Origin of the sequence: Roseomonas haemaphysalidis, assembly GCF_017355405.1 — a bacterium.
In the GTDB taxonomy this organism is placed as follows: domain Bacteria; phylum Pseudomonadota; class Alphaproteobacteria; order Acetobacterales; family Acetobacteraceae; genus Pseudoroseomonas; species Pseudoroseomonas haemaphysalidis.
This window is the reverse complement of the sequence record NZ_CP061177.1, coordinates 225,632-238,142: the sequence shown is the minus strand read 5'-3', so window position 1 is coordinate 238,142 and position 12,511 is coordinate 225,632. Positions and strand designations below refer to the sequence as shown.

Sequence of the window (12,511 nt, the reverse complement as noted above, 5' to 3'; positions counted from 1 at the left end):
CGGCTTTTTTCAGGTTAACGCGGCAGGCCCTGCCAGGGCCGCTACCGACCGCGGGTTCCCTGGATAGCAGAGGACGAAATCATGGCGAAGAAGATCGTCGGCTACATCAAGCTGCAGATCCCGGCCGGCAAGGCGAACCCCTCGCCGCCGGTTGGCCCCGCGCTGGGTCAGCGCGGCCTGAACATCATGCAGTTCGTGAAGGAATTCAACGCGGCGACGCAGCAGATGGAGCCCGGCACCCCGACGCCGGTCGTCATCACCGCGTTCTCGGACCGCACCTTCTCCTTCATCACCAAGACGCCCCCCAACACGTACTTCCTGCTCAAGGCGGCGAAGATCGAGAAGGGCACGCAGACCCCCGGCAAGGGTGGCAACGTGGGCCGCGTCACGAAGTCGCAGCTGCGCGAGATCGCCGCGACCAAGATGAAGGACATGAACGCCAACGACGTCGAGGCGGCCGTGTCCATGCTGGCCGGTTCCGCCCGCTCGATGGGCATCGCCGTGGTGGAGGGCTGAACATGGCCAAGCAGGGCAAGCGTCTGAAGGCTCTCTACGAGGGCCTCGACATCGAGAAGCTGTATGCGCTCGGCGCGGCCATCGAGACGGCCAAGGCCAACGCCAAGGCCAAGTTCGACGAGACCATCGAGATCTCGATGAACCTCGGCATCGACCCGCGCCACGCCGACCAGATGGTCCGCGGCGTGGTCGGCCTGCCGAACGGCACCGGCAAGACCGTGCGCGTGGGCGTCTTCGCCCGCGGCCCCAAGGCCGAGGAGGCCCAGGCCGCCGGCGCCGACGTGGTGGGCGCGGACGACCTGGCCGCCCTGGTGCAGGAAGGCAAGATCGAGTTCGACCGTTGCATCGCGACGCCGGACATGATGGGCCTGGTGGGCCGCCTGGGTAAGATCCTGGGCCCGCGCGGCCTGATGCCGAACCCGAAGCTCGGCTCCGTCACCATGGACGTCAAGGGCGCGGTCGCCGCGGCCAAGGCCGGCCAGGTGGAGTTCCGCGCCGAGAAGGCCGGCATCGTGCACGCCGGCATCGGCAAGGCCTCCTTCCCGGCGGAGCAGCTGCTCGAGAACGCCAAGGCCTTCGTGGACGCCGTGCAGCGCGCCAAGCCGACCGGCGCCAAGGGCACCTACGTGAAGAAGGTCAACGTGTCCTCTTCCATGGGCCCCGGCTACAAGGTCGACGTGACCTCCCTCTCGGCCTCCTGAGGCCCTGAGCAGAATTCGCGCCGCCGGTCCGCCGGCGGCGTGGGCAGGGCAGGGCCGCATGGTCCTGCCCGATGACCTGTCCGAGAATGCATGTGACCCTTCGGGGTCCTAAGGGGGTTCGCCCCGCACGCGTGAGACGGGATGCCCGAGAGATCGTATCCGGTGGCTGTGGCCGCCGGCGGATTGGCTTGGTCTTCCGTGGAACTCAATGACAGGTGAACCGGGGGTTCGGGGCGCAGGCCCTGGCCCCGCGTGAACCGGCGGGCGCCCTTCCACAAGGCGGCCGCTATCGCAGTAAGTTGGGAAGTATGGACCGTACGGAAAAGCGCGCGTTCGTTGCCTCCCTCGCGGATGTGTTCGGAGAAACCTCCTTCGTGCTCGTCGCCCAGAACAAGGGCATGACGGTCGCGGGCGTGAGCGATCTGCGGCGCAAGATGCGGGCGGCGGGTGCGACGTACAAGGTCGCGAAGAACCGGCTGGCCAACCTTGCCCTTGAAGGCACCTCGTTCCAGGGCATCTCGCCGCTGCTGAAGGGTCCGACCGCGCTCGCGTGGTCGAAGGACCCGGTGGCCGTGGCCAAGACCGCCGTGGAATTCGCCAAGACGAACGACCGGTTCGTCATCCTCGGCGGGTCGCTGGGAACCCAGGTCCTCGATGTCAACGGCATCAAGGCTCTGGCGGAACTGCCCTCGCTCGAGACGCTGCGCGCCCAGCTGCTGGGCCTGATCCAGACGCCTGCGACTCGTATCGCCGGCATCCTGCAGGCTCCTGGCGGCCAGATCGCGCGCGTGCTGGCGGCATATGCCAAGAAGGACGAGGCGGCCTAACAGCCTCTCGCGGAAGACGCGGTCCCCGGGTTGCGGCCTGGGGATTGCATTCAACAAGCCAAGCGATTACATCGAAGGATACAAGACATGGCCGATCTCGCTAAGATCGTGGACGATCTGTCCGCCCTGACCGTTCTGGAAGCCGCCGAGCTTTCCAAGATGCTGGAAGAGAAGTGGGGCGTGTCCGCTGCCGCTCCCGCCGCCGTGGCTGCTGCCCCGGCCGGTGGTGGCGCCGCTGCCGCCCCCGCCGAGGAGCAGACGGAGTTCACCGTCATTCTCGCGACGGCTGGTGACAAGAAGATCAACGTCATCAAGGAAATTCGCACCATCACCGGCCTGGGCCTGAAGGAAGCCAAGGATCTGGTCGAGGGCGCTCCGAAGACCGTCAAGGAAGGTGCTTCCAAGGACGAAGCGGCCAAGATCAAGAAGGTCCTGGAAGAGAACGGGGCGACCGTCGAGGTCAAGTAAGCCGTTTTCCGCCGCTGCCCCGGGCCTCAGGGTCCGGGCGGCGGGTGAGACTGCGAAGCGGTGCGGGCGGGGACCCCTATGGGTGCCTGCCCGTACCTGCGTTCCGAACGGTCCTGACGGACTGTCGGGGAGCGCGACCGGGGTTTCCCCCGGATGGCCCGCGAGTTGGGACACCCCTGCCGGCTGGGGACTGCAAGCCGGGCATGGGTTGGCGTGAAGGGAAGCATGACGGGCATGAACGCGATCACCAAGTCGTTCACCGGGCGCAAGCGCATCCGCAAGTCGTTCGGGCGTTTGCCCGAAGTGGCGCCGATGCCGAACCTCATCGATGTGCAGCGCGCGTCCTATGAGGCGTTCCTGCAGATGGGTGTCGATCCAGACGCGCGGACGAGCACCGGGTTGCAGGAAGTGTTCAAGTCGGTCTTCCCGATCGACGACTTCGCCGGGCGCGGCCGCCTGGAGTTCGTCCAGTACGAGCTTGAAGAGCCGAAATACGACGTCGAGGAATGCATCCAGCGCGGGCTGACCTTCGCCGCCCCGCTCAAGGTGCGCCTGCGCCTGATCGTCTGGGACGTGGACGAGGACACCGGGTCCCGCTCGGTCCGCGACATCAAGGAGCAGGACGTCTACATGGGCGACATGCCCCTGATGACGGACAACGGCACCTTCATCATCAACGGCACCGAGCGCGTCATCGTGTCGCAGATGCACCGCAGCCCGGGCGTGTTCTTTGACCATGACAAGGGCAAGACGCACAGCAGCGGCAAGTACCTGTTTGCCGCCCGCGTTATCCCCTACCGCGGCTCCTGGCTGGACTTCGAGTTCGACGCCAAGGACATCTGCTACGTGCGCGTGGACCGCAAGCGCAAGCTGCCGGCCACCACACTGCTCTACGCCCTGGAATCCGCCGCGACGCAGGAGAAGCGCGCCGCGCTGGCCCCTGGCCAGACGCTGGAGCCGGGCGAGATCCGCGGCATGGACGGCGAGGAGATCCTCAACACCTTCTACCAGCAGGTGGTGTTCAAGCTCGGCTCCAAGGGCTGGAGCCGCTCCTTCGAGCCGGACTCCTTCCGGGGCCTGAAGCTGGTCGAGAACCTCGTGGACGCCATCTCGGGCGAGATCGTCGCCGAGAAGGAAACCAAGCTGACGGCGCGCGCCGCCCGCAAGATCGCCGAGGGTGGCACCACCGAGGTGCTGGTCGGCCGCGCCGACCTGGTGGGCCGCTTCGTGGCCGTCGACCTGGTGGACATGACCACCGGCGAGATCTGGGCCGAGGCCGGCGAGGAGCTGACCGAGCCGAAGCTCGCCGCCATCGAGCAGGCCGGGCTGGACGAGCTGCCGACCCTGGCGGTCGACCAGTCCACCGGCCCGTGGATGCGCAACACCCTGGTGGTGGACAAGAACAACTCGCGCGACGAAGCGCTGATGGACATCTACCGCGTTATGCGGCCGGGTGAGCCGCCGACGCCGGAAACCGCCGAGGCCCTGTTCCGCGGCCTGTTCTTCGATGAGGAGCGCTACGACCTTTCCACCGTCGGCCGCGTCAAGATGAACATGCGCCTGGGCTTCAGCCTGGACGACGTGCCCGACCACCTGCGCACCCTGCGCAAGGAGGACGTGCTGGCCACCGTCAAGACGCTCTTGGAGCTGAAGGACGGCAAGGGCCAGATCGACGACATCGACAACCTCGGCAACCGCCGGGTGCGCTCGGTCGGCGAGCTGATGGAGAACCAGTACCGCGTCGGCCTCCTGCGGATGGAGCGGGCGATCAAGGAGCGCATGGGGTCGGTCGACATCGACACCGTCATGCCGCACGACCTGATCAACGCGAAGCCGGCGGCCGCCGCCGTGCGCGAGTTCTTCGGCTCCTCGCAGCTGTCGCAGTTCATGGACCAGACCAACCCGCTGTCCGAGGTGACGCACAAGCGCCGCCTCTCGGCGCTTGGCCCGGGCGGTCTGACGCGTGAGCGCGCCGGCTTCGAGGTGCGCGACGTGCACCCGACCCACTACGGCCGCATCTGCCCGATTGAGACGCCGGAAGGCCCGAACATCGGCCTGATCAACAGCCTGGCCACCTTCGCCAAGGTGAACAAGTACGGCTTCATCGAGACGCCGTACCGCCTGGTCAAGGACGGCAAGATCACCGGCGAGCCGCGCTACCTGTCCGCCATGCAGGAAGAGAAGCTGGTCGTCGCCCAGGCCGATGCCGAGGTCGACAACGACACCGGCGAGTTCAAGTCGGACCTCGTCTCCGTCCGCCAGGGCGGCGACTTCCGGCTGGTCAAGCCGGAAGAGGTGACGGCGATCGACGTCTCGCCCAAGCAGCTCGTCTCGGTGGCCGCGGCGCTCATCCCGTTCCTGGAGAACGATGACGCCAACCGCGCGCTGATGGGCTCCAACATGATGCGGCAGGCCGTGCCGCTGGTGCAGTCCGATGCCCCGCTGGTCGGCACCGGCATGGAGGCGGCCGTCGCCCGTGACTCCGGCGCCACCATCGTGGCCCGCCGCGAGGGCGTGATCGACAGCATCGACGGTGCCCGCATCGTGGTGCGCGCGACGAACACGGACAGCACGACCCGTGGCGTCGACATCTACCGCCTGCGCAAGTTCCAGCGCTCCAACCAGTCGACCTGCATCAACCAGCGCCCGCTGGTGAAGGTGGGCGACCAGGTGGCGATGGGCGACATCATCGCGGACGGCCCCTCCACCCAGCTCGGCGAGCTGGCGCTGGGCCGCAACGTGCTCGTCGCCTTCATGCCGTGGAACGGGTACAACTTCGAGGACTCCATTCTTATCAGCGAGCGCATCGCCAAGGACGACGTCTTCACCTCGATCCACATCGAGGAATTCGAGGTCATGGCCCGCGACACCAAGCTGGGCCAGGAGGAGATCACCCGCGACATCCCGAATGTCGGCGAGGAAGCGCTGCGCAACCTCGACGAGGCCGGCATCGTCTATGTCGGCGCCGAGGTGAACCCGGGCGACATCCTGATCGGCAAGGTGACGCCCAAGGGCGAAAGCCCGATGACGCCGGAAGAGAAGCTGCTTCGCGCCATCTTCGGCGAAAAGGCTTCCGACGTCCGCGATACCTCCCTGCGCCTGCCGCCCGGCACCACCGGCACCATTGTCGACGTGCGCGTCTTTTCCCGCCGCGGCGTGGACAAGGACGAGCGCGCCATGGCGATCGACCGCGCCGAGGTGGAGCGGCTGGCCAAGGACCGCGACGACGAGCGCGCCATCCAGGAGCGGTCCTTCACGTCGCGGATGCGCGAGCGGCTGCTGAACCAGAAGGCCAGCGGCGGCTTCAAGGGCATCAAGGCCGGCACGCCCATCACCGACGAGGTGCTGGACCAGTACTCGCGTGCCACCTGGCGCCAGATCGGCGTGCAGGACGACGCCGTGATGGCCGAGATCGAGGCGCTGAAGCGCGAGTTCGACGCGGCGGTCGAGAAGCTGCAGAAGCGCTTCGACAGCAAGGTCGAGAAGCTGCAGCGCGGCGACGAGCTGCCGCCGGGCGTGATGAAGATGGTCAAGGTCTTCGTGGCCGTGAAGCGCAAGCTTCAGCCGGGCGACAAGATGGCCGGCCGCCACGGCAACAAGGGCGTCGTGTCCCGCGTGGTGCCGGTGGAGGACATGCCGTTCCTGCCGGACGGCACCTCGGTCGACATCGTGCTGAACCCGCTGGGCGTGCCGTCGCGCATGAACATCGGGCAGATCCTGGAAACCCACCTGGGCTGGGCCTGCGCGGTGCTGGGCCAGCAGGTCGGCGAGCTGGTGGACGATTACCGCCGCGTGGGCGCCGCCCGCGAGGAGCTGATCGAGAAGCTACGCGAGGTCTACGGCCAGGAGATCTTCGACCGCGACATCGAGGACATGACCGAGGACCAGCTGCTGGAGCTGGGCGAGAACCTGAAGCGCGGCGTGCCGATCGCGACGCCGGTGTTCGACGGCGCCCGCATCTCCGACATCGAGACCATGCTGACCAAGGCAGGCCTCGATACCTCGGGGCAGACCACGCTGATCGACGGCCGCTCCGGCGAGCCGTTCGAGCGCAAGGTCACGGTCGGCTACATCTACATGCTGAAGCTGCACCACCTGGTCGACGACAAGATCCACGCGCGCTCGATCGGCCCGTACTCGCTCGTCACGCAGCAGCCGCTGGGTGGCAAGGCGCAGTTCGGCGGCCAGCGCTTCGGCGAGATGGAGGTCTGGGCCCTGGAAGCGTATGGCGCCGCCTATACGCTGCAGGAGATGCTGACGGTGAAGTCGGACGACGTGTCCGGCCGCACCAAGGTCTACGAGGCGATCGTCCGCGATCAGGACAACTTCGAGGCCGGCATCCCGGAATCCTTCAACGTCCTGGTCAAGGAACTGAAGTCCCTGGGCCTGAACGTCGACCTGGAGACGCGTCCGACCTGATGCCCATCCTTCAGGCCGCCGCGACTTCCACCAATCACCTTTTGCTCAGCCGCGCCGGGAAGATCCCGGCGCGGCGGCCTCACCTTGAGAGGACGGGCGCATGAACGAACTGATGAAGATCCTTGGCCAGACCGGCCAGGCGATGACTTTCGATCAGATTAAGATCACCATCGCCTCGCCCGAGCAGATCCGCTCGTGGTCCTATGGCGAGATCAAGAAGCCCGAGACGATCAACTACCGGACGTTCAAGCCGGAGCGGGACGGGCTGTTCTGCGCGCGCATCTTCGGTCCGATCAAGGACTACGAGTGCCTGTGCGGCAAGTACAAGCGGATGAAGTTCCGCGGCATCATCTGCGAGAAGTGCGGCGTCGAGGTGACGCTGGCCAAGGTGCGCCGCGAGCGCATGGGCCATATCGAGCTCGCCTCGCCGGTCGCGCACATCTGGTTCATGAAGTCCCTCCCGAGCCGCGTCGGCCTGATGGTCGACATGTCGCTGAAGGAGCTGGAGAAGGTCCTGTACTTCGAATCCTACGTGGTTCTGGAGCCGGGCCTGACCGACCTCAAGCTGCACCAGCTGCTGACCGAGGAGCAGTTCGTTTCCAAGCAGGACGAGTTCGGCGAGGACGCCTTCTCGGTCGGCATCGGCGCCGAGGCGGTCAAGCAGATGCTGGCCGGCATCGACCTGGACCGTGAGAGCACGCAGCTGCGCGTCGATCTCAAGGAGACGGCGTCGGAAGCCAAGCGCAAGAAGTACGTCAAGCGCCTGAAGATGATCGAGGCGTTCAAGGAGGGCGGCGCCCGCCCCGAGTGGATGATCCTCGACGTCGTGCCGGTGATCCCGCCCGAGCTGCGCCCGCTGGTGCCGCTGGACGGCGGCCGCTTCGCGACCTCCGACCTGAACGACCTGTACCGCCGCGTCATCAACCGCAACAACCGCCTGAAGCGGCTGATCGAGCTGCGGGCGCCGGACATCATCGTGCGCAACGAGAAGCGCATGCTGCAGGAGTCCGTGGACGCGCTGTTCGACAACGGCCGCCGCGGCCGCGCCATCACGGGTGCCAACAAGCGCCCGCTGAAGTCGCTGTCCGACATGCTGAAGGGCAAGCAGGGCCGTTTCCGGCAGAACCTGCTGGGCAAGCGCGTCGACTATTCGGGCCGCTCGGTGATCGTCGTCGGTCCCGAGATGAAGCTGCACCAGTGCGGCCTGCCCAAGAAGATGGCGCTGGAGCTGTTCAAGCCCTTCATCTACTCGAAGCTCGAGAAGTACGGCCACGCCACCACCATCAAGGCCGCCAAGCGGATGGTGGAGAAGGAGCGTCCCGAGGTCTGGGACATCCTGGAAGAGGTGATCCGCGAGCATCCGGTGATGCTGAACCGCGCGCCGACGCTGCACCGCCTGGGCATCCAGGCCTTCGAGCCGGTGCTGGTCGAAGGCAAGGCGATCCAGCTGCACCCGCTGGTCTGCACCGCCTTCAACGCGGACTTCGACGGCGACCAGATGGCCGTGCACGTGCCGCTGAGCCTTGAGGCCCAGCTGGAAGCGCGCGTGCTGATGATGTCCACCAACAACATCCTCAGCCCCGCCAACGGCAAGCCGATCATCGTGCCGAGCCAGGACATCGTTCTGGGCCTGTACTACCTCTCGCTAGAAACGCCGGAGTTCCGCGTCGCCCAGAAGGAGCTGGAGCAGATCCGCGCCGCCATTGGCAGTGCCAACGGCAAGGCCGTGGATGCGCTGAACGATGCCGAGCGCAAGGCGCTGGAGCACCGGCCGCACGTGTTCGGCGACCTGGGCGAGGTGGAGCAGGCGCTGGCCGCCGGTTCCATCACGCTGCACACCGCCGTGATGGCGCGCGTGCCGGCGCCGAGCGAGGACAACGCTAAGCGTCACGAGACCGTGCTGACCACCGCCGGCCGCATGATGATGGGCGCGCTGCTGCCGCGCGACCCGCGCACGCCCTACAGCCTGGTCAACCGCCAGCTGACCAAGAAGTCCATCTCGGACGTCATGGACGCGGTGTACCGCCACTGCGGCCAGAAGGAGTCGGTGATCTTCGCCGACCGCCTGATGAGCCTCGGCTTCAAGCAGGCGGCCAAGGCCGGCATCTCCTTCGGCAAGGACGACATGATGATCCCCGCCGAGAAGGAGGGGCTCATCGCCAGCACCAAGGCCGAGGTGAAGGAGTTCGAGCAGCAGTACCTCGACGGCCTGATCACGGCCGGCGAGCGCTACAACAAGGTGGTCGACGCCTGGTCGCGCTGCACGGACGAGGTTGCCGGCGCGATGATGAAGGAGATCTCCCGCCAGGAGGTCGGCCGCGTCACCAACTCGGTGTGGATGATGTCGCATTCCGGTGCGCGCGGCTCGCCGGCGCAGATGCGCCAGCTGGCCGGCATGCGCGGCCTGATGGCCAAGCCCTCCGGCGAGATCATCGAGCAGCCGATCATCGCGAACTTCAAGGAGGGCCTGTCCGTCCTGGAGTACTTCAACTCGACCCACGGGGCCCGCAAGGGCCTCGCGGACACCGCGCTGAAGACCGCGAACTCCGGCTACCTGACCCGCCGCCTGGTGGACGTGGCGCAGGACTGCATCATCGTGGAGCCCGATTGCGGCACCGAGCGCGGCATCACCGTGCGCGCCGTGATGGATGGCGGCGAGACGGTGTCCTCGCTGAGCGAGCGCATCCTGGGCCGTACCGTGCAGCGCGACGTGGTCGACCCGGAAACGGGCGAGGTCATCCTGCCGCGCGGCACGCTGGTGGACGAGCCTTCCGCCGAGATGGTGGAGCAGGCGGGCGTGGAGGAGGTCTACATCCGCTCCGTGCTGACCTGCGACGCGCGCTCCGGCGTTTGCGGCATGTGCTACGGGCGCGACCTCGCCCGCGGCACGACGGTCAACATCGGCGAGGCGGTGGGCGTCATCGCCGCGCAGTCGATCGGCGAGCCGGGCACGCAGCTCACCATGCGCACCTTCCACATCGGCGGTGCGGCGCAGCGTGGCGCGGAGCAGTCGGCGGTGGAAGCCACCAGCGACGGCACCGTGGTGGTGGTCAACCGCAACGTGGTGACCAACAGCCAGGGCGTGCCCATCGTGATGTCGCGTAACTGCGAGATCGTGCTGAGCGACGCCGCCGGCCGCGAGCGCGCCCGCTACCGCGTGCCCTACGGCGCCCGGCTGCTGACGCTGGAGGACGGCATCGCCGTGACGCGCGGCCAGAAGCTGGCCGAGTGGGATCCCTTCACCCTGCCGATCATCACGGAGAAGGGTGGCGCGATCGAATACGCCGACCTGATCGAGGGCGTGACGCTGGTGGAGCGGCAGGACGAGGTGACCGGCCTCTCCTCCAAGGTGGTGGTGGACTACAAGCAGGCGGCGCGCGGCGTCGATCTGCGGCCGCGCATCATCCTGAAGGACGAGAAGGGCAACATCGCCAAGCTCTCCAACGGCGCCGAGGCCCGTTACTTCCTGTCGCCCGACTCGATCCTCTCAGTCGAGAACGGCGCCCAGGTGGCGGCCGGCGACGTGGTGGCCCGCCTGCCGCGCGAGTCCTCCAAAACCCGCGACATCACCGGCGGTCTGCCCCGCGTGGCCGAGCTGTTCGAGGCCCGCCGCCCGAAGGACCACGCGATCATCAGCGAGATCGATGGGCGCGTGGAGTTCGGCAAGGACTACAAGGCCAAGCGCCGCATCCTGGTGGTGCCGGAGCAGGTGGGCGACGACGCGCCCGTGGCCCGCGAGTACCTGGTGCCCAAGGGCAAGCACGTGTCCGTGCAGGAAGGCGACTACGTGAAGGCCGGCGACCCGCTGGTCGACGGTCCCCGCGTGCCGCACGACATCCTGCGGGTGCTGGGCGTGGAGGCGCTGGCCAACTACCTGGTCAACGAGATCCAGGACGTCTATCGACTGCAGGGCGTGAAGATCAATGACAAGCACATCGAGGTCATTGTTCGTCAGATGCTGCAGAAGGTGGAGATCCTGGAGCCGGGCGACACCACCTACCTGACCGGCGAAACGGTCGAGCGCATCGAGTTCGAGATCGAGAACGAGAAGCTGATCGCGAACAAGGAGCGCCCGGCGCGGGCCGAGCCGGTGCTGCAGGGCATCACCAAGGCGTCGCTGCAGACCACCTCCTTCATCTCGGCCGCCTCCTTCCAGGAAACGACCCGGGTGCTGACGGAGGCGGCGGTGGCCGGCAAGGTCGACTTCCTGGCCGGGCTGAAGGAGAACGTGATCGTCGGGCGCCTGATCCCGGCGGGCACGGGCTCCGTGATGAACCGGCTGCGGGCGCTGGCCGCACAGCGCGATGGCCAGCGGCTGCCGCAGACCAGCGCGGCGCTGCCCAAGCCCGGCGCCGAAGCGGCGGAGTAAGGTCCCGGCCGGGCGCACCCGCGTCCGGCGCAGGGGAGGCAAAAGGAATCCGGGGTCCTTTCGGCCCCGGATTCCCTGTGACGGGGGTGCGGCGTGCTTGACTCATTGTGGGTCGGCGCGTAGGTTCCGCCCCCTCGACGGGGTTTATCCGGAGCACCGGGTAGGCCTGCGGAGTTCGGACGACAGGTTCTGCGCAACCGGTGCCGCATCCATTTCATGGATGTCTAGGCCGGGGGCGGGGCAAAGGCTCGGAAGGGTCATGCAGCAATGCATGGTCTGGCCGGGCTGCTTCGCTTGCATGGGGTCTGGGCGTCAGTAGAAGCACAAGGGGCGTCATGCCGACGATCAATCAGCTCATTGCCCGCGGGCGTGAGCCCAAGCCGGTGCGGAACAAGGTTCCGGCCTTGCAGAACTGCCCGCAGAAGCGTGGCGTTTGCACCCGCGTCTACACGACCACGCCGAAGAAGCCGAACTCGGCTCTGCGTAAGGTCGCCAAGGTGCGCCTGGTGAACGGCTATGAAGTCGTGAGCTACATCCCCGGTGAAGGTCACAACCTGCAGGAGCACTCCGTGGTGCTGATCCGCGGCGGGCGCGTGAAGGATCTTCCGGGTGTGCGCTACCACATCCTGCGCGGCGTGCTGGACACGCAGGGCATCTCCAAGCGTCGCAAGCGGCGCTCGCTCTACGGCGCGAAGCGGCCGAAGTAAGGAATAGCAGCGATGTCGCGTCGCCATAGCGCCGAGAAGCGCGAAGTTTTGCCGGACCCGAAGTTCGGCGACGTCGTCCTCAGCCGTTTCATGAACGTGCTGATGTATGACGGCAAGAAAAGCACGGCCGAGCGTATCGTCTACGCCGCCATGGACACCCTGAAGCGCCGCGGCGGTCCGAACAGCGACCCCCTGCGCCTGTTCCATGAGGCGATGGACAACGTGAAGCCCGCGGTCGAGGTGCGTTCGCGCCGCGTCGGCGGTGCCACCTATCAGGTGCCCGTCGAAGTGCGTCCCGAGCGGCGCCAGGCCCTGGCGATCCGCTGGCTCATCGAGAGCTCCCGCAAGCGCGGTGAGCACACGATGGAAGAGCGGCTCTCCTCGGAGCTGATGGATGCCGCGAACAACCGCGGCACCGCCGTGAAGAAGCGCGAAGACACGCACCGGATGGCCGAAGCCAACAAGGCTTTCAGCCACTACCGCTGGTAACGACACCCGATCGGG

8 protein-coding genes are annotated in these 12,511 nt (G+C 67.0%); all 8 read left to right on the top strand.

From position 1 onward, the window contains the following. Positions 1–81 precede the first annotated feature (81 nt). A complete protein-coding gene (gene rplK / locus IAI59_RS01080; RefSeq protein ID WP_207417773.1) occupies positions 82–516 on the top strand; it encodes a 50S ribosomal protein L11 in 435 nt (144 codons plus the stop codon). Between the two features lie 2 nt (positions 517–518). Further along, positions 519–1,217 carry a 50S ribosomal protein L1 gene (gene rplA, locus IAI59_RS01075; RefSeq protein ID WP_207417771.1) on the top strand — a complete coding sequence of 233 codons (699 nt, stop codon included), beginning with the start codon at positions 519–521 and terminating at the stop codon, positions 1,215–1,217. 308 nt (positions 1,218–1,525) lie between these two features. Next, positions 1,526–2,044 (top strand): 50S ribosomal protein L10, encoded by a 519-nt coding sequence (gene rplJ / locus IAI59_RS01070; RefSeq protein WP_207417769.1) that lies wholly within the window; start codon positions 1,526–1,528, stop codon positions 2,042–2,044. Between the two features lie 87 nt (positions 2,045–2,131). After that, on the top strand, positions 2,132–2,512 hold the full coding sequence (gene rplL, locus IAI59_RS01065; RefSeq protein WP_207417768.1) for a 50S ribosomal protein L7/L12: 381 nt from the start codon (positions 2,132–2,134) through the stop codon (positions 2,510–2,512). A 234-nt stretch (positions 2,513–2,746) separates the two neighbouring features. Next, positions 2,747–6,931 (top strand): DNA-directed RNA polymerase subunit beta, encoded by a 4,185-nt coding sequence (gene rpoB, locus IAI59_RS01060; RefSeq protein ID WP_207417767.1) that lies wholly within the window; start codon positions 2,747–2,749, stop codon positions 6,929–6,931. A 100-nt stretch (positions 6,932–7,031) separates the two neighbouring features. Further along, the gene (gene rpoC, locus IAI59_RS01055) at positions 7,032–11,300 is read left to right on the top strand and encodes a DNA-directed RNA polymerase subunit beta' (protein ID WP_207417766.1); all 4,269 of its coding nucleotides are present in this window, start codon (positions 7,032–7,034) and stop codon (positions 11,298–11,300) included. A gap of 335 nt (positions 11,301–11,635) precedes the next feature. Next, complete coding sequence (gene rpsL / locus IAI59_RS01050) at positions 11,636–12,007, top strand: 30S ribosomal protein S12 (RefSeq protein ID WP_207417765.1); 372 nt, start codon at positions 11,636–11,638, stop codon at positions 12,005–12,007. A gap of 12 nt (positions 12,008–12,019) precedes the next feature. Beyond that, positions 12,020–12,496 carry a 30S ribosomal protein S7 gene (gene rpsG / locus IAI59_RS01045; protein WP_120639579.1) on the top strand — a complete coding sequence of 159 codons (477 nt, stop codon included), beginning with the start codon at positions 12,020–12,022 and terminating at the stop codon, positions 12,494–12,496. Positions 12,497–12,511 lie beyond the last annotated feature (15 nt).

What these genes read in the sequence shown, in the direction of transcription:
- rplK (WP_207417773.1), top strand. Translation starts at nt 82, where the DNA reads ATGGCGAAGAAGATCGTCGGCTACATCAAGCTGCAGATCCCGGCCGGC.
- rplA (WP_207417771.1), top strand. Translation starts at nt 519, where the DNA reads ATGGCCAAGCAGGGCAAGCGTCTGAAGGCTCTCTACGAGGGCCTCGAC.
- rplJ (WP_207417769.1), top strand. Translation starts at nt 1,526, where the DNA reads ATGGACCGTACGGAAAAGCGCGCGTTCGTTGCCTCCCTCGCGGATGTG.
- rplL (WP_207417768.1), top strand. Translation starts at nt 2,132, where the DNA reads ATGGCCGATCTCGCTAAGATCGTGGACGATCTGTCCGCCCTGACCGTT.
- rpoB (WP_207417767.1), top strand. Translation starts at nt 2,747, where the DNA reads ATGAACGCGATCACCAAGTCGTTCACCGGGCGCAAGCGCATCCGCAAG.
- rpoC (WP_207417766.1), top strand. Translation starts at nt 7,032, where the DNA reads ATGAACGAACTGATGAAGATCCTTGGCCAGACCGGCCAGGCGATGACT.
- rpsL (WP_207417765.1), top strand. Translation starts at nt 11,636, where the DNA reads ATGCCGACGATCAATCAGCTCATTGCCCGCGGGCGTGAGCCCAAGCCG.
- rpsG (WP_120639579.1), top strand. Translation starts at nt 12,020, where the DNA reads ATGTCGCGTCGCCATAGCGCCGAGAAGCGCGAAGTTTTGCCGGACCCG.